Raw genomic sequence first — 20426 nt, forward strand, 5'->3', positions numbered from 1 at the left:
CCAAGAATCCCAATAAAAAAACAGAGGATTTTATCCCCTTTGGCTCAGAGGGCGTGTTGTTCTAATCGTCCTCGACGATTCCCAGCCAAATTTCGATGCGCTCTAGACGGCGATCTACGGTTCCGCCACTGGCGCGGACGTCGGTAAGGGCGCTCTGAAACCCGCTGCCTCGGAAAATTAGGTACTGAAGCATTCCCATCACCGCTGCACCCACCAACACCCACACCACCGCTGCCCTCCACTGCGCGAGTTCAGTCCAAATCGACGTTCCGCTTCCGCTTCTCAGGGTGGCCCTGCGCTGAATCAACCGTCGCAGCGTCTGTAATTCCGCCTTGACCTCGGTTGCGCTCTGCGGATCGTTCACCGGGTGTACCTGGCTCTCGATTTTCTCCAGCTCCATGATCAAGTTGGGCAGCGAGGTCGCTAAGGTCGTGAATGGCCCTTCCGCCCGCTTCAACATCACCTCTGATGACACCAAGTATTGACTGAATCTGACTAAGTGTTCGCCTAGTGTCCTGTAGCCGCTGCTCACCTCCGCTGTCTCTTGGGTGCGAACCTCCAACAGCCGCGATAGGCTCTGGGTGATCTCCTGCCATTGATCCAAACTCACGCGAATATGGGCAACGTCCTGCTGGTGAACTCGCTCTAGGGCTTCCATCCGCAGCAGCAGTTCATGCAGAACCGTTTCAATACTGGCAATGTCCTCCACGCTTGGCTGTCCCATCTACGCGACCTCAGCCACTGGGGCCGGTAGACCCATCAACGCCCCTGCCGTCTCGATCTGCGCCTTACTACGCCGAACAAACGACCGCGCTAAGAGCTTGTCGCCCAACGTCAGGCTATCGAGGGCCGTGAAGGGGATGTAGCTGGCTTGCATGGCTTTGAAGGTGGTGTCGGCCAACCGGGGAAGGTCAATCTCTACCCCGCCATACTTCTTGAATCGCTTTCGGGCTTTCGACTCATCCCAGAAGGAAAACGAGTCGTCTGCGCCTTCAACCGCAAAATACTGGTTCTTAACCACCACCCAGCGAACTGTATCACCGCAGAACTCTAGCATTCGGCCAATCGACTCGATCGGCCCGTAGCTAGCGCTGAGCACGCTGATTAACGTCACCTCGTAACCCATATCGCTACAGGCCGGAATGATGTCAAACAAATCTATTTGCTCCCGCAATTTTGTGCTTGAGGCGGCGGGCATATCCACCACCACCACATCAGCGGGACAGCGTTGGGCCAAAACGGGCAGCTGACTGGCGACTGAGGGGGTCAGCTCCCCTGACAGCAGCGTTACCAGGTTTTTGCCCCCTGTTAGCGATAGGCAGTCCATTGTCGGCACCGCAAAGCGTTCTGGGTCTGAGTGGAACGATGAAAACTCTGGGTTTTCCTGGTCTGAGTCAATGCCAATTACTTTAGCCCCGGCTTGCTCTAACGCCGTGTACAGCAACCGGGCAAACAGCGTTTTTCCCGTTCCTCCCTTCGCGCCATTGATAATATTGACTGTTCTAGTTGTCATGGAATAAGCCCTCTAAACAACACGTTAACTCTCTACAAACCACTGATGTGAACCGGCGGGGTGAAGCCGGGTCGCCGGGGTACTTGAAAGCCTCCATGAGCATCAGCCGCTTTTTTCCTCTTTTTACCGGCAGTGACAACGGTGTCCTTGGGAATCTCAGCAACGGTTTCTTCGGGACTGGCAGAATCCACCTCTGGCGGCAGGTCGTCTACCGTCGCCACTTCAACTACAGGTGGTGACTTGATGGCACTAGGTTTGCTCTTGCTCTTCTTCCTTTTCTTACTACTAGAGGTAGCCTTGATGGCATAGTAGTAACTCTTCAAAGTGGATGAACTGATAGAAATCTTCTGACTGGTAACAGCCTCAAAGGAATCCATCAAGTGAGTTGCAGCAATACCCCAGTCCTTCTCTGTTTTCCTAAACAAAGTGATTTGCTTAAAACATGACTTAACAACGTCATAAGCTGTTATCTCATCATTTATGACTGCTGATTCTTGCGGAAAAGTGGCAGAAAAGTGATTACTTATCTTGCCTCCAAGAGACTCATCTAAAGCCACAGCAACACCTTTGATTAATTAAAAATCATCAAACGAATAGTCATCTTCCCTAAACTTCCACCCTCAACCATTCTCAACATTTGCCCTCAACTCTTTTCAATCCTTGCCTTCAACTCTCCTAAACCTCTTCAATCAACTCTTTCTCAACTTTTAGCATCAACTCTTCTCAACATTGGCCTTTAACTCTTTTCAACCTTTACCATCAACTTTTCTCAACCCTTGCCCTCAACTTTCCTAAACCTTTTCAATCAAATCCTTCTCAACCTTTAGCATCAACCATTCTCAACATTGGCCTTTAACTCTTTTCAACCTTTACCATCAACTTTTCTCAACCCTTGCCCTCAACTTTCCTAAACCTTTACCCTCAACTCTTCTCAGCCTTTAGCATCAACTCTTCTTAACCTTTATCATCAACTCTTTCCCAACCTTTAGCATCAACCATTCTCAACATTGGCCTTCGACTCTTTTCAATCCTTGCACTCAACTCTCCTAAACCTTTACCCTCAACTCTTCTCAGCCTTTAGCATCAACCATTCTCAACATTTGCCTTCAACTCTTTTCAACCCTTGCCCTCAACTCTCCTAAACCTTTACCCTCAACTCTTCTCAGCCTTTAGCATCAACCATTCTCAACATTTGCCTTCAACTCTTTTCAACCCTTACCCTCAACTCTCCTAAACCTTTACCCTCAACTCTTCTCAACCTTTAGCATCAACCATTCTCAACATTTGCCCTCAACTCTCTTCAACCTCTTTGTCAACTTTTTTGGAAGTAGAATTTTTAGGGCAAGTAGTGGCTAGACAGCACTATTACCGCTGATTTATACTGACAGTAACAGCAGAAAATCTTTCCATGGAATTCGCCTGCTCATGACCTGGGGCTTACCGCTCAAAACTTACTTCGGATAGTAACTTACGAATATCTCCCCAATATCGAAAAATCGCCTTTCTGGACAAAGAATTGTTAAGTATTTCTATACCAGTCATGAATACCTCGCGCACCAAACGGATCGTTGTCTACGTTTCTGAGGCTGAGGCCAAGGCCATTAACCGGGCGGCTAAGCCAACAAAGGCGGCAAGCTTCCTCCGCACGCTGGGCCTCTGTCCCCCAACAGTTTCAGTTACCCATCGCGATCTCTACGGCCACGTCAGTCGATTGAATAAGGCATTGGCTGAGATTGAAGAACGCTATGCCACCTCAGCACCCCCCGCTATGCTCCAAGCCTTGAAAGACCTATATCAGTCGAACCTTGAGATCCAGCGCACCTTGATACCCGTCAGCCCAGGCGAGGACAATCATGATCATCAAGATGGTTAAGGGCCGTAACGCCCACGGTCTGTGTTCTTATCTACTTGACCCAAACAAGGTCAATAGCACCCAGCCCCTCATCATCTCCAACATGGCTTGGAGTGACCCTAAGGATTTGGCGCGTGAATTTAATTGGGTCGTCTCTCGCCCTCGGGATCGACAGGTGAAACAGACCATGGCTCACCTGATGGTCAGCCTCCCACCGAGCGAACACGTCGATACCCATCAGATCGCTCTGATCTCCCTGAAAATATTGGACAGCATGGGCCATGGGGGCTGCCCCTTCTTCGTCACTGAGCACCACGACAAGGAGGCGGTCAATGGCGTGCAGCATTGGCACATTGCGACCTCCGCCATCGACTTAGAAGGCAATCGCGTCAATGACAGCTTTAGCAGGCTCAGACTCCAACGTCTGGCGCGGCAGCTAGAGCAGGAGATGGGCCTTATGCCCCTCGATGTTGCCCCAGATAGCCAGCGCCGTAACCTCTCCACTGGCGAATGTCGGCGCAAAGAACGCACCGGGGAAACGTTGCCCAAGGAAACGATCTGGGATGAGATTGACTGCGCCACCCACGACAACCCCACCATGGCTATGCTGGTAACCCGGCTCAAGGCGAGGGGGGTTGAGGTTCACCTGCGAAAAGCTTCAAATCCTGGGGATGGGCCTGCCTTTATCGGTATTTCCTACGCTGTTGATGGCCATTCTTTTTCCGGTCGCCGATTGGGGCCTGCTTACTCGATCAATGGTCTTCAAAAGCACCGACAGGTTGAGTATCGTCCTGACCAAGATGAGGCGCTGGCTCAATTAATGGCGATGAATCAGGCCCAGTGTCAGCAGCTCCTCACCGATTACGAGGCGTTTCAGCAGCTCTGGAAGGAACACTACGCTCATTATTCTAAGGTCGCCCAAGGCGGCTCTGGTGAGCCCCAGGGGAGACAACTCGATGCCGACGTTGCCCGGCTGGCTGCCTCAGAAGAAGAATCCATTTTTTCCGTTGTGGGTATCCTCCGGCAGGGGCCAGTGGCGCAAGCCCTGCGCCGCAACCAGGGCCACTATGCGGCGTTGGAGTACTGCCAAGAAATCGCTCATCAACTGACTCACTGTCAGAGTGAACCCGAACTTCAGTTAACCCAAAAAGCCCTAGAGATTGAGCTTTAGCTAAAACTGTGTTTTCTGAAGCATTGGCCATGAGCACTTATGCTCTGTGCCAGTAGCGCTCAAACGTGGACTAGCTTTGGACTGTGCGACCCGTTCGCTCGAAATGAGTTGAAAGACTCAGGGATGAGCGGCAAGGAAAGTGCCCAAGCGCACCTTGACAACTAGATAACCGTGTAGGTGAGAGCCCATATCTCAATGCGCTCAAGTCCTACCCCCTAGGTGCAAGGGTGACAGCCTATTCCCCACTCAGCGACTGGCTATCAACGGGTGAAGCGGGAATAAAAGGCGGTAACCAGGGAGCCTCACCTGGAATCCCGTCGAGCACGAATGTATGGAGAGCGAACGCGAAGATGCGTAGCCATCGTTAACTAGAACCAGTCGCCGAGGCCAATCGACTGGGGCCAAAAGGCAAAGGATAAGGGGCTGACCTACGGTCCAGGGATCAGTAAGCACTCCCGATAAACCCGGTGGATAGCATCCTCCTAACCATTCAACCAACGGTTATCTGGAACGGGATAACCTGCTACGACTCTCTCAAGCAACGGTCGATAGCTTGAGTAGGTGCCAAACCGCAAGAGCGTAGCAGGCAGGATTGCCTAAGAAGCAAAGGCCCAGCCGAAGGGCTGGGATAAGCTGACGTAGGCACGATGATGCAAAAGATAGAGTGGCAAGTCGCAGTACAGACGTCATGAACACGTCCTTTACGACGATGTATGAATGGCACTCGCTGCCCTGGCGCAAGCTAGAGCGGCAGGTGTACAAGCTGCAAACGCGAATCTATCGAGCCTCCCGTCGTGGCGATGTCAAAACAGTTCACAGATTGCAACGACTCCTACTAAAGTCCTGGGCAGCCCGATGCCTAGCTGTGCGCCGGGTCAGTCAAGACAACCAGGGAAAACGAACCGCTGGGGTAGATGGCGTAAAGTCACTGAACCCATTACGTCGGATTCTTCTGGTCAAACGATTGAGACTGACCGATAAAGCTCAACCCACTCGCCGAGTATGGATTCCCAAACCCGGTAAGGAAGAAAAGCGCCCGCTCGGTATTCCAACAATGGCCGATAGAGCCCGACAAGCGCTGTTGAAGCTGGCGTTGGAACCCGAATGGGAAGCCCGATTTGAGCCCAATAGCTACGGGTTCCGCCCAGGACGCTCAGCCCACGATGCGATAGAGGCCATCTTTAACTGCATCCGGATTACTCCCAAGTACGTTCTGGACGCGGATATTGCGCAGTGCTTTGACCGCATCAGTCACCAAGCCCTGCTGCAAGAGCTCAACGCTCCGCCCCTGATTCGTCGTCAGGTCAGAGCGTGGCTCAAGGGGGGAGTGATGGAATCAGGGCAGTGGTTTCCAACCGAAGAGGGCACTCCCCAGGGAGGAGTTATCTCCCCATTGCTAGCCAATATCGCCCTACACGGAATGGAACGCCGAATCAAACAGGTGAGCCCTAAAGCGCATCTGATTCGATATGCCGATGACTTCGTCATTCTCCACGAACAGCTTGACGTCATTCAAGCCTGCCAGCAGGCCATTGTCTCCTGGCTAGCCGAGCGAGGCTTAGCGCTACAGCCAAGCAAAACCCGGTACTCGCACACCTTGCACCCGTATCAGGGCAATGTGGGATTTGACTTTCTGGGGTTTACAGTCCGGCAAAACCGGGTCGGTAAACATCAGTCCAAGTCCCACCTTGGCCACAAAACGCTCATTACGCCCAGCAAGGCGAACCTAAAACGACACCTAGCGCAAGTTAGGTCTATTATCCAGGCTTATAGAGCAGCACCACAAAGTGCGCTGATTCGGGTACTCAACCCGGTTATCCGAGGCTGGACGAATTACTACGCCTCTGGCGTCAGTAAGAAGACCTTTCAGAAAGCGCAGTGGCAGACGTTTTGGAAGCTATGGCGATGGGCGACCCGTCGGCACTCCAACAAGAGTCGTCAGTGGGTCGCGCGTAAATACTGGCACCAGTCCCAATTCTCGACCAGCGATGGCAAGAGTCGGCTCATCAATCACCAAGACACCGCCATTAGGCGACATGTCAAAGTGAAAGCCGACAGAAGCCCTTACGACGGGGACTGGCTCTATTGGAGTCAACGCCTAGGCAAGCACCCTGAACTCCCGACCCGAGTTGCGGTCTTACTAAAACGACAGTCAGGGAAGTGCCCAGCCTGTGGTCTGTATTTCAGGGCAGAAGACCGGATGGAGGTAGACCATGTCCTACCCCTTTGCCAGGGAGGGGACAACCGATACTCTAACCTGCAACTTCTGCACCGACACTGTCACGACAACAAAACGCTAAGCGATTTGAGGAGGTCTGCCTTGTCAAGGCATTGCATTGTTGAGGAGCTAGATGAGGGGAAACTCTCACGTCTGGTTCTGAAGACGAGCCGTTGAGGCGACTCAGCGGCTTAGTTTAACCGGCTACCTTGTGCCAGTTGTCTCAACGCCTGATTTTACCGTTCTACCTGCAAAACGCAGCTAAAGCTCTCGATTGACTTGGATGCCTTGTGCAGAGAGGGTTTCCTTAGGAGATGCAGCTGCAGCAGGGTTGCGGCGCGGACAACTAGCTTGAGCAGTTTTGCTGTTTTTAGGCTGAACGTCTTGTTTATGGAGCAAACGTGAAGCGATCGCTCGGCAGATGTTGGGTGCTTGCTAACCGAGCGATATTGTGTCTGGGCTCTTGACTAGCCCAACGCCGATAACCATCATTATTTGAGCTTGACTGAGCAAAAGCTGTCGGCCCTAGTGAACTGCGGGTATCAGCCTAGCGCCAGAGGACAAAAGGGTTAATTGTCGGTAACGTCAGCAGGGTTGAGAGGGGCAATTGTTGTGATCAAGTTGCTGGTTCGTCTGGCTATAGGGGTGCTGTTTGCCCTCTTTGGGCTGTTCAATTACGTCACAACTGTGTCAGAAAATCCAATCACAGGAGAACGCCAGCGCGTCGCTTTAACCCCCCAAGAAGAGGTTGTTTTGGGCCAGCAGGGCAGCCAGGAAGTGGTGCAATCGTTTGGCGGCCTGTACCCCGATCCGGTCTTGCAGAGCTACGTGGATCAGGTGGGCCAACAGGTGGTGAGCCGTTCCGCTGCTGCCCAATCGTCCTACTCCTTTGAGTTTCACCTGCTGAACGACCCCGATACCGTCAATGCCCTGGCTCTGCCAGGAGGACAAATTTTTGTCACCACCGGCCTGCTCCGCCAGCTAACCGCAGAATCCCAGCTAGCAGGGGTTTTGGGCCATGAGATTGGCCATGTCATTGCCCGCCATGGCTCAGAGCACCTGGCCCGGCGGCAGCTAGGGGTGGCTTTAGTCAATGCGGTGGGGGTAGCGGCCAGCGATGATCCCACCAGCGGTCGGCAGGCAGCGATGATTGCTCAGGCCGTGAATCAGCTCGTCAATCTGAACTATGGGCGGCAGGATGAGCTAGAAAGCGATCGCTTGGGCTTTGACTTCATGACGGCCGCCGAGTACAACCCCGAGGGACTGGTGGAGCTGATGGAGATTTTAGATCAGGCGAGTGAAGGTGGCCGACCGCCAGAGTTTCTCAGCAGCCACCCCAATCCGGGCAACCGGGTTGAACGTTTAGAGGCGCTCATTCAAGAAACCTATCCCCAGGGAGTGCCCCCAGCGTTAGAGGAGGGTCAACAGAACTTTTCTCAAACCGTGCCGCCCCGTCTACGCTAACTCCGTGAGGTCAAAACATGGACTACGTACAACTGTATTGGATTCTTGTGGGGGTTATGGCCCTGGGAGCTGTGGGTGAACTGATTCCTGGCATGCCAGGATCAAGCTTGATTCTGTTGGCAATTTTGATTTGGTCAGTCATCACCCAGTTCGCAGGCATTGGCTGGCCCATCTTGATTGTGTTTGCCATGCTGATTGCCAGTGCCGCTATTGAGTTCTTGGCGGCCTACTGGGGCGCTAAGCAATTTGGGGCTAGCAAGTGGGGCCAGCTCGGGGCGTTGATTGGTCTGGTGGTCGGCATTGTGGGACTGCTGCCTGCCTTGCCGCTAGGCGGCCCCATCTTAGGAATCCTGATTGGTCCCTTTATCGGAGCCTTTTTAGGAGAATATCTGACCCGCAAAGAGCTCGATGGAGAGTCTAAAGCCAAAGTTGCCCTGCGCGCCAGCCTCGGCACGGTAGTCGGCTCTCTGCTAGGCAACTTAATTGACGGACTCCTAGCAATTGTGGCCGTTGTTGTCTTTGTTCTGAGTACCTGGCCCCTGGTAGCAAGGCTGCCATAGTGCCTTCTAGTGAATGTTCGCGGTCTTCAGCCACTGGCGTTGCTGATTCCAGGCATGATTACCCCTCAACTCTTCTCCCGTTGGAAGAAGGGTTGAGGACGTCTTGTCCCATCTCCTCTTGGGAGATGGCTAGGGTGAGGGACAATTTTGACGAGTCATACACTCATCCAGCAACGCCCAAATATATTCGTCCGAAATAGACAAATGTGCTGAAATCACACGACCCGTACTAGCGAGTGAAGGAGGAATAGTTGCCTGCACGCGCAATGAGCCGATCTACTTACCACACACCCGTACCCGCAGGGGGCTTTAACGTAGCTAAGCGGCAGTTGTCCAGCACCGTGTTGGACAACTTGTGGAACGTTTCACGAGAAAGCTGCCGAGCGAGATTGTGATGCTGCTCTGTGGCGCAGGCAGCTATACCAGGCCACTGTGCGGCCTAATCGAGGGTAACTCCCAGTCGCTGGTGCTTCAGCTTTCCTGAGGGCACGATCACTCCACCATGCTTTTAAGTCCGGCGTCAGACGTGCCCTCAGGGACGTAAGGCACCCCAGCTTCTCCATCTACTTTCATCACCAATTCGAGCGTTAACCTGGTCAGTGCGGCCAAATCGACCGTGACACCTAGGCATCAAAGACATAGAGTGTGATGTTGTCGGGTACCCTTATAGCGCCGAACAATGATCTGCACTCGCTCCATATCTTTTGCTTCGACAGCAATGAAACATTGCCGCAAATTGCTTCTAAAAACTTGTAGTCCACTTATCTAACGGGAAAGCGCTATCTAGAGATAAGGAGTCATCTTGAGGTAATCAAGCTAGACCGATCTAAAATTGAAATTAAGCGATCGCGCATCCCTCTACAGCTACAGCCTGCCGAAATCACAACAACGTCTGAACGATTTACTAGTTGCAGCCAAAATTGAGCGCTGCTATCTGAGCGTGATTGTACTAAATATCCTATTTGATCGTCTAAAGTGTAAGGAGAAATCTGCCCCTGAAAGTGGGTATTCCGCTCAACAAATTGCTGCAACTTAAGATTCTCGGAATTATTGACCGAGCGAACAATAACGGAAGCGTATCCCCTTCCTAATGCTTGTCCACCTTGGGCAACACAGGTAAGAACTTGATAAGTTCCAGGATTTACAACCTCAACTGTACCGTCATTGCGAAGAATTGCTCTGAAGTTGGAGGGAATCGTGAGTGCCACGCCGAACTGGGGTAGCTCCAATTCTCGGGTAGTTTCAGCCGCTGGAATTGGTCCCGGATCAGGGCAGTAGCTAGATTGAGCGATCGCTGGCGAATTCGGCAATAGACCAAATATATTAACTAGCACAGCTGTCAAAAAAACAGAAAGTATGTGTTTCATTGTTTTCTGTCAACAGTAGAAATGGTGATTGCAAAGTAACTTATTATTTATGATGACTTAGATGGCTTTTTGCTGCCTCTTTCCCCACACTCAAATTTGTCCACTTTTGCAATGCCCAAAGACTGAAAATGGCTGCCAACCCTGATCCTAACGTGTCCATGATCATGTCAGTGACTGTATCATCGACGTTGCCAATCACGTCGGCTGCCAAAATCCTACCTGCTAACCATTCAGTGATTTCCCACAACGCTCCAATTGCAATACCAAAGCTAGTAATCGCTACTAGATATAGCAGTATGTGTTGACGAAAAATCGGTAGCATGGGGCTGTACACCAAAAAACTCAGAGCTAGTGTAATTGAAAACATGGTGAACCCATGAACTAGCTCGTCATAAAGTCCAGGGGCATAAAACCATTCCCATACCCAACCTCCGGCATTGAGTAAAGCTGCAAGGACAAACAGAAAATCAAACAGGGTTGGTAGTTTATCATCTTTCACCACAAATATAAGAGAGACGACTAGGAAAAGAGCTAGGGCGATCGTATCTTGCCACTTACCCTGAATAGCAGTGGCGAGAACAGCGATTACAAGTAGCGTTTGCCCAATCCAAGCAGCAAAGCGGTACCCTTTCCAGTTGATAGACATCACCTTTTCTCCACATATTAAGTTTGCTCAATCGCTTTCACGGCGGCAGATAACGCTCTGTGACGTCCTGGCGATCTAACTCTTCGAAGATTTCTTCATGGCTGCCATGCTCAATCGCCCATGGGAGCAATTAAGCCCAGCCTATCGCTGGTGCACCTGATCTTGGCTTGGGGGACGGGGGGCTTGCCAAGAATCCATTACATCTTTGACCAGCACTTCTTGTAGGCAAGTTTGTACCACAATCAGCAGTGGAACAGACAAAAATAGCCCTAGCAACCCAAACAAGGCCGCAAATATGACGACCGAAAGCAGCGTAAACAGGGGCATGAGCGATACGGTTTGTTTCATGAGTATGGGCATGAGGATAAGGCTTTCAAGCTGCTGGATTAAGAAGTACAAGATCAGCACGGCAAGCCCTTTCCAGGGAGCATCTAGTAAGGCTAGTAGTATGGCTGGAATCGCGCTAATAACGGGGCCAACGTTAGGAATAATCTCTAGCAGCCCGGCGAGAATGGCATTGACTAGGGGCAGCGGCACTCCCAAAATCAGCAGCCCAATATAGCTCAGAGTGCCGATGGTTGCCATGCCTACTAGGGTGCCTTGAAACCAGCCCACCAACGAATGTTCGCACTTGTTCAAAATTTCGTTCACGCGATCGCGGTAGAAGGCGGGAAATGCGACGATGACGGTGCGTCGGTAGGAGCCAGGATTGACTAGCAACATGACGGTAGCTGCTACAACGAGCAATAGGTTGACTACCGCGTTGATCGACGAGTTGAGGATGATGAAAAAGTTGCCAAACGTGCTGGATACTAGTGCCTGGGCTTCATTTAGCAGGCGGTCTACCCCTTGGCTTTCTCCTAGACCCATGCCGGGAATGCGGCCCTGAAACCAGTTGTAAATGTTACTTAGGCGCTCGAGCGCCCCTGGCAGCAGCGCGCTTAGATTCTGAAGTTGGCCAATAAATCGGGGCAGAATAATGGCAAAAAGGCCAAAGACCAGCAGCAGGAGCAGGGCAATGGTGATGGCGATCGCAAGTCCCCGTTTAATCCGCAGCCGCCGTAAGACTCGCACCACCCGGTTTAGCACGGTCGCTATTACCACCGCTGCAAACAATAGCAGCAGCACCTGACGAATTTCCCAGAGCAAGTAGATAGAGACTCCCAGGGCCAGCAGGCCGACCCATTTTTTAAACTGCATCGCTCTATCTCCAGTGGTCCACAGGTGAGGCTTGTGAGTTACCTTGGAGACGAGTCACTATCACCCCAAACGGTGCTCACTTGGCCGATAGTAATCGGTTTGAGTCAGCCTCGCTTCTGTTTAAGGGAACAGTTGTGGAGCGTCAATCTGTAGCTTTGGCGCGGTTGGGTCGGGTGAGGTCTAGCTCGTTTTGGCTCATGCGATCGCGGCTGGATTTGGAGAGTTGGACATGCTGAATTTTTCAGCGTTGCTGATTCTAAGTGGGAACCGATTGCTGTAGCCACTGGAACCTCGTTCAAATATGAGTCAAGATCGCAAAAGCCTGAAGCCTATTAAAGGTGCTAATCGTGCCCTGCGCCGCCGGCTGAATCTAAGGGGAGAACTCGCCCTGGCGATCGCCCCAACGGCGGTAGTTTTAGCAGTTTTGGCCCTGGTCGAAGCGCTCAGCCAGCAGCGACTGCTGTTTGCCTCGTTGGCCTCCAGCGCCTTTTTGATCTACCTCGACCCACAGCACGGCACCAACTCGGTGCGCACGCTGCTGATCTCGCAGCTGATGGCGGCAGGTCTGGGCTTTATCACCTACACAACGGTGGGCTCGGGCTACCTGTCGGGCGGATTGGCAATGGTGATTACTATCGTGCTGATGATTGTGCTGGATGTGGTTCACCCGCCTGCGGTGGCGACGTCGCTGAGCTTTGCGCTGCGTTCGGGCAACGAGAGTAACCTGCTTTTATTTGGCCTAGCGGTGGGCATTACCGCCACGCTGGTTATGCTCGAAAAGCTGTCGCTGTGGGTGCTGGCCCGCCATAGTTCCTAGCGTTTCAACAGCCCATCCCCTTCGGCCCAGTCAACTACTAGCCTTTCAGGCGATGCTAAGCTCGCCGACCATCCCCAGGATAGAGAGCGTGACTGAACGAGCTCTACCTGCGGATTTTCCATGCGCCAACTGTTGATTCAAGTGCCTAGCGGCAACGGCGAGACCGTGTTGCAAAAGGCCAGGGACTATCAGGGCACCAACCTGGCCCAGTGGCAGGCCACTGGCGACAACCCCCACGACATGGTGCTGGTGCATGTCTCTAACCAGCGGGTAGAGTCGCTGCTAGAGGCGCTTCAAGATCTGCCGGAGCTAAAGGTTACCCTGGTGCCAACCGGGGTCATGGCCCTGCACCCCCCCGCCGGGCAGGCCGCGGAGCAGGTCACCCAGGTGGAGGAGCGCAGCCCGATTGAGATTTTTCTGGCCGGGCTACAGAGCGTGGGCTCGTGGAAGGGGTTTTTGAGCTATGCCGCGATCGCAGGCGTGATCGTCTGGATTGGGCTATTTACCAACACCACATACCTGCTGGTGGCGGCCATGCTGATCGCCCCCTTTGCCGGACCCGCCATGAATACGGCGATTGCCTCGGCCCGGGGCGATCGCCACCTGATGGGCCGCAGCGTGCTGCGCTACTTCACCGCCCTGCTGGTCACCATTGCGGTGGCGGCCCTGCTCAGCCTGGTGTTTCAGCAGCAGATTGCCACCCCGCTGATGATCGACAACAGCCAGATCTCAGCGGTGGCAGTGCTGCTGCCCCTGGCCGCGGGGGCGGCGGGGGCCGTCAACCTGGTGCAGTCGGAGCGCAGCAGCCTGGTGTCGGGCACGGCCACTGGCATGCTGGTGGCGGCCTCGCTGGCTCCCCCGGCGGGCATTATCGGCATGGCCATGGCCATTGGCCGCTGGGATATGGCCGTCAATGGGGTGTTTTTGCTGCTGCTCCAGCTCAGCGGCATCAACCTGTCGGCGGCGATTTTGTTTCGCACCTTTGGGCTATCTACCCGCGGGGCGCGCTACCGGCGGGGCAAGCCCGGAGTGTTTCCGGTGGCGCTGGGGTCAGTGCGATCGCTCTGGCCGGCCTGCTCACCTGGCAGCTGTCAAACTCGCCCAGCCTACAGCGCTCCAGCCGCACCCAGCGGGCCAATGCCGAAGTGCAATCCGTCATTCAACAATTTCCCCAGGTCAAGCTGGTGGAGTCAACGGCGCGGTTTACTCGGGCTGACATCCAGGGCCAAAATACGCTGCTGTCGGAGGTCTTTGTGCAGCGCCAGCCCAACAGTAGCGATTCTGACGCAGACATTCGGGCTGAGTTGACCCAGGCCATTCAAGCTCACCTGCTTGATGAGGGGTTTGATGTGACGCCCTTAGTCAGCGTCAATGTGCTCGAAGCGCCTCCTGCTAAAAATTAATTCAGCACACCCATAACCCACTGGGGGTAGAGGCCGAGTCCCCTGGTTTTCCTTAGGCTGGCATAGATATTATTCTCTAGATCTATGAATTTCGACTATTCACCCATCTGGGAAAAAATTCAGGCGATGGTCAATGGTTTTCTGGCTCTGTTGCCAAACATTGCCCTGGCCATTGTCGTATTTTTAATTTTCTTTTGGGTAGCTAAAGGCATTAGAACAACGGTTAGACGGCTCACCCAGCGGCGGCGGCGGACGCGAAATGTCGGTCTGGTTTTAGGGCGTTTGGCTCAGGGCACAACGGTTTTGGTGGGTCTTTTTGTCGCCCTTTCCATTGTCATTCTCACCCTGCAGGCTGGCGATTTGGTGCAGCTCCTGGGCATCAGCGGGGTGGCGATTGGCTTTGCCTTTCGAGATATCTTGCAGAATTTCTTGGCGGGCATTCTCATTTTATTGACTGAGCCGTTTCAAATCGACGATCAAATCATTTTCAAAGACTTTGAGGGCACCGTCGAGCACATTGAAACTCGCGCCACCACTCTTAGAACCTACGACGGTCGCCGCATTGTGATTCCTAATGGAGAGCTATTTACCAATTCGGTTTTGGTCAACACCGCCTTTGAAAACCGCCGGTTGCAGTACGACATTGGTATCGGCTATGGCGATGATATTGCCACGGCTAAAGAGCTAATTTTAGAAGCCATTTATGACACCGACGACGTGTTGGCGGCACTGGTCTGCTAGACGGTGATGAGTAAAATGACTGTAGTGCAACTACTTCAGTCTCATGGATTGTCCTTACTGCCAGAGTCAACAGGTCGTAAAGAATGGTCGGGAATCGCTCTCAGATGGCACTGTGCTTCAGCGCTATCGGTGTAAAGGGTGTAGCAAGTGCTTCAACGACCGAACCGGCACCCCGATGGCTCGCCTGCGAACCCCCAGTTCAGTGGTCGCGACTGCCCTCAATGGTCGCAGCGAAGGGCTGGGAGTACGAGCGACAGGTCGCCTGTTTGGGACGTCGCACTCCACCATTTTGCGCTGGGAAGAGCGGTTAGCCCGTCAAGCTGACACCTGGTCCCCCCCAGCCCCAGGCGAACAAGAGGTGACGCTGGAAGGCGATGAAGTCTACACTCGCGTGGGCGAGAACCGTCCCCCCCGCTAGCTCTCAGGGATGGACGATTCACTTTATTGAGCGCCAGAGCCGCTACTGGGTGTCAGCGATAGCAGGACACAAAGATGAACTGCTGTTTCAGCGGGGAACTCAACAGGCCTGGCAGTGGGCGCAAGCGTGCTCTTATATCCGGTGGTTCACTGATGGTGAGTGGCGCTACGCCAAAGCGTTGTGGGACTTAGCCAGTGTCTATCTGGTGCTACGCAATTCTCCGAGTGCCTATCGCACCCGAAAAGTCTGGCGGTATGGCCTGGAAGTAGCCATGAAAGTGAAAGGGTCTCAAGGCCTGCGGCGAATCATGTGGGTAAGACCAGAGCATCCCTACACCGCCGTTAGCCCGCTAGCCGAGGTGCATGCCAACCATAACGAGGCTCACAATGCGGCCTTAAGGCGGCGATGCAGCGCTTATCGTCGGCGTCAAAACCTCTATGCTAAAACGCAAGACGGGTTGCAGCGAGCCTTAGATGTCCAACGGATCATCCACAATTGGGTTAGACCGCATTGGGGATTGGGGAAACAGACGACTCCGGCGATGGCAATCGGCCTATACAGTCGCCCGCTATCCACCCAGGAACTCCTCGGTATGAGAGGGTTTCCATGCATCTCCTCTTAACAGACCAGTGCCAGAAGAAGTTATGCCACCGTTTCTGGCTACCTTTGAGGGTGCTCAACCCTGTGTCACCGGTGTTGGGGTCGAGGCACTGGCTGCAGCCGAATTGCAGGTCGAGATGGAGTTGGTGGTCAGGCTTCCTGACTAATTTCTGCTTTCAGGATATGAAGCCTGAGAATATTTGCCAGTCAGAAATTGGGCCTAACAACCGTGGTGCATCGGACAGACTCAAGCCGCTGGTGATGAGTTCAAAGCTATTTGCAAACGTTGACCACGATCGTTAGCTTTCTTCCTGAAGGTTATTGCAATCACTTATATTTTGTCGGTTGACATGACCTTCCTAGAGAGGATATCAGACGAAAAGTTGAATCACCCCGGTAATATTGTCCTTTCCATATCCCTCGGTGATCGCCTTTTGATAAACATCCTGTAGAGCTGTAGCTATAGGCATTTTGGCCCCGGAGGTCTGCTCTGTGGCGATTGCATAGCGAAAGTCTTTTTCAACCAGTTCAATCGGAAATAGCGGAGCATGATTGCCCGTCAGCATTAGGTTGCCAGCCAGCTTGGCAGCGGGACTGAGAATCGGTAACTCTCCCAGCAAGGCCATTGCCCTGTCTCCAGAGATGCCGCCTTTGGCCAGCATGCCAAGGGCTTCTGCCAATGCAGCAACTTGAATGCCAAACAGAGCATTGACCGCTAGTTTCATCGCCATGCCTTGACCGTTCTCCCCTAGATGGTGAATCTCACTAGCCCCCGCAGAGGATAGGACTGTCTGCACCTGAGCCAGGGTTTCAGCTTCCCCCCCAACCAGATAAATCAGTTTTCCCGCTTCGGCTTGGGGGCGGGAACCTACTACGGGCGCATCGAGAAGGGCTGCACCACGCTGGGTGATCGCGGCGGCCAACTCACGGATGTATCCGACTGTTAAGGTGCTGGACTCGATCGCAATGCTAGTCTTGTTCAGTCCCAGTGCGGCCCCGACCTTGGGATCAAGCCAAACGTTGCGGGAACTTTCATTATTCGTAACCATGCTGATCACAATATCAGCTTGTTCAGCGGCGGCTTTAGGGTTGTCGGCGTAGACCGCTCCCTGATCAATTAAGGGCTTGACCTTATCGGCAGTGCGGTTATACACAATTAGCTTGTACTGAGCCTTGAGTAGATTTTGAGCCATGCGAGAACCCATAGCCCCCGCGCCTAATAATGCGATTCGGGTCATGAATTGGCCTCCAAAGAAACTGTGAACCATGAGCTCACTCTACTCACTGCATATAAAGCAATAAAGACCAACTCATGAACAACACTCGTGTGTTTTTTTCATGAATCGCCGTGATTCCATTACGATCACGGTTAGCACACGAGCACCAACATTGATGGGGAGTCGGTTTCAGCGATGGATGTATCGGCCTTGCAGCTCTTTGTGGAGGTCATGAACCAGGGCAGCTTTGCGGCTGTAGCGCGAGATCGCAATCTAGACCCCTCATCAGTTTCCCGAGCGATCGCGGGGCTAGAAGCTGAACTCGGCGTGCGGCTCTTTCAACGCACCACCCGCCAGCTGTCCCCCACCGAGGCCGGAACCACCTATTTTGAGCGCATCGAACCGCTGCTAGCCGAGATGCAGCAAGCCATTGACATCATCACGGACGTTTCTAGAAAGCCTCGGGGAACCCTTCGCGTCACGGCTTCTGTTTCCTTTGGGCACCACTGCATTGTGCCACTGCTTCCGGCATTAGCTGCACAATATCCTGATCTCACCGTCGATCTCTGGTTGACTGATACGGTAGTTGATCTGGTGGCTGACCGCATTGATGTTGCCGTGCGCCTCGGAGTCCTGGCGGATTCTACCCTGGTGGCCCAACGGTTAATGCCCACCCAATATGCAGTCTGTGCAAGTCCGGTTTATCTTAAGCGATCGCACTCCTTACAGCAGTCAATGGATTTGGCCAATCACAATTGTTTGCTATTCCCCCTCGCCGGATTTCGCTCGCGGTGGCTGTTGAAGGATCAGACCGGACAGGTCAGCGAGGTGTCAGTCTCTGGACGTACCGTAATTTCAAGTGCGATTGCTTTGCAGCAATGTGCGATCGCGGGGATGGGATTGGCGCTTCTACCCAAGTGGTTAGTGGATGTCGATGTGCAGGCAGGTACCCTTATCAACGTGTTTCCAGACTATGAGGTGACGGCAACAAATTTCAGCACCGCCGCTTGGTTGGTCTATCCGTCCCGTGCCTATATGCCCCTTAAAGTTCGCGCATTCATAAATTTTCTAAAGCAGTCTGTCTCAGGCTAAATGAGCGATAGTCTGCGTATTGTGATACGAAGCTAAATCGGGATAGGGAGAATCCTCACGAATCCCCCCCTCCCACACCACCCATCGTGCGGCTCCGCAATGGGCGGTTCTCAACCTAACTGCTAGACGAATTAGCAGACTTCTCATCGTAACCCTGGGCTTTCATCCAGAGGTCACGAATCGAGATCAATCCCTGCTGTGCTAACCACTCATTGGTCATCCCCGTCTGCGTCGCCAGCGTCCGTGACAACCGCCAATAGCCCTTCCGGCTCAAGCCAGTTGAAAAAGCGTGTTGTCTCGGGGTTCCCAGCTTGAGCAGGTTGCCAATGCGCGTCCTCGGTCTGCGCCACTGTTTCCAATAACACATCCGAATTCGACGCCTTAGCCACCCATCTAACTCGGGAATTGGCCCATACCGCTGGGAAATCCCAAAGTAGCCCATCCAACCCCGCAGGTAGAGGCTGATCCGCTTCAGCCGGTATTCCATCGACACTCGCCACCGCCGCGAAGTCAACCCCCGCAAGCGGTGCTTGAAGTCCTGGAAAGCTCGCTCAGACCAAACAATGCGGATTCCCTGGAACGTAAAGCTCAGGTACTCCAATCGCTCAATCCGACAAACCCGACTTTTCTGCGGATTCACCTTGAGTCTTAGCACCTGGGTCAGATAGCGAGTCACGCTCGCCATCACCCGCTGGCCCGCACGCGGTGTTTTGACCAGAATAACCAGGTCGTCCACATAGCGGGCAAAACGGTGGCCTCGGCGCTTCAACTCCTGGTCGAGGTCATCCAGCAGAATGTTGGCGAGCAACGGCGATAGGGGTGACCCTTGCGGGGTTCCCCACTCCGTTGTCTGAACCACGCCCTCGACCATCACCCCGGCTCGCAGGTATCGACCTATCAAGCCTAGCAAGGTCTTATCCCGCACCTTGCGGGCCACCCTCGCCATCAAAACATCGTGGTTCACGGTGTCGAAGAACTTTTCCAAGTCCAAATCCATCACCCCCCGATATCCTTGCTTGACGTAGTCCTTTACCTGTTTAATCGCGCCGTGGGCACTGCGCTGCGGACGACAACCAAAGCTGAACTCGGAAAACTCCGGGTCAAACATTGGCGTCAGCACTTGTGAGATGGCTTGTTGGATCACCCGGTCTAGGACTGTGGGCACGCCCAACAAGCGCTCGCCCTTCCCCCCTGGCTTGGGGATTACGACCCGTCGCACCGGAGCGGGGCGGTAGCGTCCATCTCGTAAGGATTGGCGAATCTCGGCCCAGTGAAGCCGGGCGTAGGCGGCAAAGTCGTCCAGCAACATCCCGTCAATGCCGGGGGCACCCTGATTGGACTTCACAGGTAGCTTGGGCAGCGTCATCTAGCTGGTTGTGGAACTGGCGATTGAGATCAACCCATGGCTCATGCTCAGTTGTAGCTTCCATTTGGGTTAATAGAGCGGCAGCCTGCTGAAGCGCTTGGGGGGTAATTCGAGCAATACTCTTTTTGACGACGAGGGGAATCAAAACCGATCGCAGCTCGTAGACCTCTTCCAGCTCACCCAGGGTTGGCATACGGACTACGGCTCCTTTAAACGCATCCAGCTCGATCAGACCTTGGGTACTGAGCTCGCGCAGCGCCTCGCGAATGGGCGTAACGCTGACGTTAAAGGCTTCTGCCAACTCCGACTGCACCAGACGGGTACCGCCAGGCAACTGCCCTAGAAGAATCGCCTGGCGGAGGTGCTCAGTAACGGTGGCATGGGTAGTGCGGGGAGCTTGCTTGAAACTTCCCAATTGCAGCTTGACCAAGGTGGCGGCTCCAAAAGCTAAGGTCTGCCAGGGTAGATCAGCCGCTGTAGTGCCTTGCAGAAAACACGACTCTGGGCTGTAACCCCAATTACTATGGCATCCTCACAAAGATCTTGCATCATATATGATGCAATCTATATTACGGTTTTGCTCGGGCGAGGCCAGTATAGTTGCGGCAGATTGAGCAAGCGATGAGCTCCGATCTGCTGTTCGTCAGCGGTTAAGTTTCTGACTAGCCCAATAGTTTGTGTGGTGCTGTAGGCCTAGGTCTGCGGCGTCGCTGTTGTAGTAGCGAACGGCTTTGTGCCTATGTTTTAATTCCCGGTTTTGTCGATGGCCCTCAATGATCTC

At 53.4% G+C, this 20426-nt stretch carries 18 protein-coding genes and 2 pseudogenes; 11 read left to right on the plus strand and 9 right to left on the minus strand.

Features of this window, described 5'->3' with window-relative positions:
• Positions 1–61: 61 nt before the first annotated feature.
• The 3 genes from RRF56_RS00330 to RRF56_RS00340 are packed head-to-tail and all read right to left on the minus strand — an operon-like array spanning position 62 to position 2070.
• Positions 62–724: a hypothetical protein gene (locus RRF56_RS00330; protein ID WP_317033429.1), complete on the minus strand. Its 663-nt coding sequence runs from the start codon at positions 722–724 to the stop codon at positions 62–64.
• Positions 725–1513 (minus strand): hypothetical protein, encoded by a 789-nt coding sequence (locus tag RRF56_RS00335; protein WP_317033430.1) that lies wholly within the window; start codon positions 1511–1513, stop codon positions 725–727.
• Positions 1514–1545: 32 nt separating this feature from the next.
• On the minus strand, positions 1546–2070 hold the full coding sequence (locus RRF56_RS00340) for a hypothetical protein (protein WP_317033431.1): 525 nt from the start codon (positions 2068–2070) through the stop codon (positions 1546–1548).
• Positions 2071–3053: 983 nt separating this feature from the next.
• Between RRF56_RS00340 and RRF56_RS00345 the strand changes: the two genes are divergently transcribed.
• From RRF56_RS00345 to RRF56_RS00365, 5 genes are all read left to right on the plus strand, one after another.
• Positions 3054–3386: a hypothetical protein gene (locus RRF56_RS00345; protein ID WP_317033432.1), complete on the plus strand. Its 333-nt coding sequence runs from the start codon at positions 3054–3056 to the stop codon at positions 3384–3386.
• Complete coding sequence (locus tag RRF56_RS00350; protein WP_410510482.1) at positions 3379–4536, plus strand: relaxase/mobilization nuclease domain-containing protein; 1158 nt, start codon at positions 3379–3381, stop codon at positions 4534–4536. The genes RRF56_RS00345 and RRF56_RS00350 overlap by 8 nt, the downstream gene beginning before the upstream one ends.
• Positions 4537–5245: 709 nt before the next feature.
• Positions 5246–6931 (plus strand): group II intron reverse transcriptase/maturase, encoded by a 1686-nt coding sequence (gene ltrA, locus RRF56_RS00355; RefSeq protein ID WP_317033433.1) that lies wholly within the window; start codon positions 5246–5248, stop codon positions 6929–6931.
• Between the two features lie 435 nt (positions 6932–7366).
• Positions 7367–8218: a M48 family metallopeptidase gene (locus tag RRF56_RS00360; RefSeq protein ID WP_317033434.1), complete on the plus strand. Its 852-nt coding sequence runs from the start codon at positions 7367–7369 to the stop codon at positions 8216–8218.
• A gap of 17 nt (positions 8219–8235) precedes the next feature.
• The gene (locus RRF56_RS00365) at positions 8236–8778 is read left to right on the plus strand and encodes a DUF456 domain-containing protein (protein ID WP_317033435.1); all 543 of its coding nucleotides are present in this window, start codon (positions 8236–8238) and stop codon (positions 8776–8778) included.
• Between the two features lie 797 nt (positions 8779–9575).
• Here RRF56_RS00365 and RRF56_RS00370 read toward each other — a convergent pair.
• From RRF56_RS00370 to RRF56_RS00380, 3 genes are all read right to left on the minus strand, one after another.
• Entirely contained in the window at positions 9576–10145 is a 570-nt protein-coding gene (locus tag RRF56_RS00370; RefSeq protein WP_317033436.1) for a hypothetical protein, read from the minus strand.
• Positions 10146–10188: 43 nt separating this feature from the next.
• Positions 10189–10794 (minus strand): hypothetical protein, encoded by a 606-nt coding sequence (locus RRF56_RS00375; RefSeq protein ID WP_317033437.1) that lies wholly within the window; start codon positions 10792–10794, stop codon positions 10189–10191.
• Between the two features lie 138 nt (positions 10795–10932).
• Positions 10933–11991, minus strand: a complete 1059-nt coding sequence (locus RRF56_RS00380; protein WP_317033438.1) for an AI-2E family transporter — start codon at positions 11989–11991, stop codon at positions 10933–10935.
• A 301-nt stretch (positions 11992–12292) separates the two neighbouring features.
• On the opposite strand from RRF56_RS00380, the gene RRF56_RS00385 reads away from it, so the two are divergent.
• From RRF56_RS00385 to RRF56_RS00405, 5 genes and pseudogenes are all read left to right on the plus strand, one after another.
• Positions 12293–12808, plus strand: a complete 516-nt coding sequence (locus tag RRF56_RS00385) for an HPP family protein (RefSeq protein ID WP_317033439.1) — start codon at positions 12293–12295, stop codon at positions 12806–12808.
• A 120-nt stretch (positions 12809–12928) separates the two neighbouring features.
• Positions 12929–14211 (plus strand): annotated as a pseudogene (locus RRF56_RS00390) (DUF389 domain-containing protein).
• 84 nt (positions 14212–14295) lie between these two features.
• Positions 14296–14934 (plus strand): annotated as a pseudogene (locus RRF56_RS00395) (mechanosensitive ion channel family protein); the annotation flags it as partial.
• Between the two features lie 61 nt (positions 14935–14995).
• Positions 14996–15992 (plus strand): IS1 family transposase gene (locus RRF56_RS00400; protein ID WP_317033440.1). Its coding sequence is split into 2 segments (ribosomal slippage): positions 14996–15355 and positions 15357–15992, totalling 996 coding nucleotides; the frame shifts between segments, so codons are not numbered across the junction.
• A gap of 7 nt (positions 15993–15999) precedes the next feature.
• On the plus strand, positions 16000–16137 hold the full coding sequence (locus tag RRF56_RS00405; protein WP_317033441.1) for a hypothetical protein: 138 nt from the start codon (positions 16000–16002) through the stop codon (positions 16135–16137).
• A 204-nt stretch (positions 16138–16341) separates the two neighbouring features.
• Here the strand turns inward: RRF56_RS00405 and RRF56_RS00410 are convergent, their stop codons facing one another.
• Positions 16342–17208, minus strand: coding sequence for an NAD(P)-dependent oxidoreductase (locus tag RRF56_RS00410; protein ID WP_317033442.1), 867 nt, complete (start codon positions 17206–17208; stop codon positions 16342–16344).
• A gap of 174 nt (positions 17209–17382) precedes the next feature.
• Between RRF56_RS00410 and RRF56_RS00415 the strand changes: the two genes are divergently transcribed.
• Positions 17383–18279, plus strand: a complete 897-nt coding sequence (locus tag RRF56_RS00415; protein ID WP_317033443.1) for a LysR family transcriptional regulator — start codon at positions 17383–17385, stop codon at positions 18277–18279.
• A gap of 115 nt (positions 18280–18394) precedes the next feature.
• Here the strand turns inward: RRF56_RS00415 and ltrA (RRF56_RS00420) are convergent, their stop codons facing one another.
• Both ltrA (RRF56_RS00420) and RRF56_RS00425 read right to left on the minus strand, forming a co-directional pair.
• Positions 18395–19588, minus strand: coding sequence for a group II intron reverse transcriptase/maturase (gene ltrA, locus RRF56_RS00420; protein ID WP_317033730.1), 1194 nt, complete (start codon positions 19586–19588; stop codon positions 18395–18397).
• Between the two features lie 4 nt (positions 19589–19592).
• Positions 19593–20075, minus strand: coding sequence for a GntR family transcriptional regulator (locus RRF56_RS00425; RefSeq protein ID WP_317033444.1), 483 nt, complete (start codon positions 20073–20075; stop codon positions 19593–19595).
• Positions 20076–20426 lie beyond the last annotated feature (351 nt).

Origin of the sequence: Nodosilinea sp. E11 (genome assembly GCF_032813545.1) — a bacterium.
GTDB lineage: Bacteria > Cyanobacteriota > Cyanobacteriia > Phormidesmidales > Phormidesmidaceae > Nodosilinea.

Excerpts from the sequence above, each read along its gene's own strand:
- RRF56_RS00330 (WP_317033429.1), bottom strand. The coding sequence starts at position 724 with ATGGGACAGCCAAGCGTGGAGGACATTGCCAGTATTGAAACGGTTCTG.
- RRF56_RS00335 (WP_317033430.1), bottom strand. The coding sequence starts at position 1,513 with ATGACAACTAGAACAGTCAATATTATCAATGGCGCGAAGGGAGGAACG.
- RRF56_RS00345 (WP_317033432.1), top strand. The coding sequence starts at position 3,054 with ATGAATACCTCGCGCACCAAACGGATCGTTGTCTACGTTTCTGAGGCT.
- RRF56_RS00350 (WP_410510482.1), top strand. The coding sequence starts at position 3,379 with ATGGTTAAGGGCCGTAACGCCCACGGTCTGTGTTCTTATCTACTTGAC.
- ltrA (WP_317033433.1), top strand. The coding sequence starts at position 5,246 with ATGTATGAATGGCACTCGCTGCCCTGGCGCAAGCTAGAGCGGCAGGTG.
- RRF56_RS00365 (WP_317033435.1), top strand. The coding sequence starts at position 8,236 with ATGGACTACGTACAACTGTATTGGATTCTTGTGGGGGTTATGGCCCTG.
- RRF56_RS00370 (WP_317033436.1), bottom strand. The coding sequence starts at position 10,145 with ATGAAACACATACTTTCTGTTTTTTTGACAGCTGTGCTAGTTAATATA.
- RRF56_RS00380 (WP_317033438.1), bottom strand. The coding sequence starts at position 11,991 with ATGCAGTTTAAAAAATGGGTCGGCCTGCTGGCCCTGGGAGTCTCTATC.
- RRF56_RS00385 (WP_317033439.1), top strand. The coding sequence starts at position 12,293 with ATGAGTCAAGATCGCAAAAGCCTGAAGCCTATTAAAGGTGCTAATCGT.
- RRF56_RS00410 (WP_317033442.1), bottom strand. The coding sequence starts at position 17,208 with ATGACCCGAATCGCATTATTAGGCGCGGGGGCTATGGGTTCTCGCATG.
- RRF56_RS00415 (WP_317033443.1), top strand. The coding sequence starts at position 17,383 with ATGGATGTATCGGCCTTGCAGCTCTTTGTGGAGGTCATGAACCAGGGC.
- ltrA (WP_317033730.1), bottom strand. The coding sequence starts at position 19,588 with ATGTTGCTGGACGACTTTGCCGCCTACGCCCGGCTTCACTGGGCCGAG.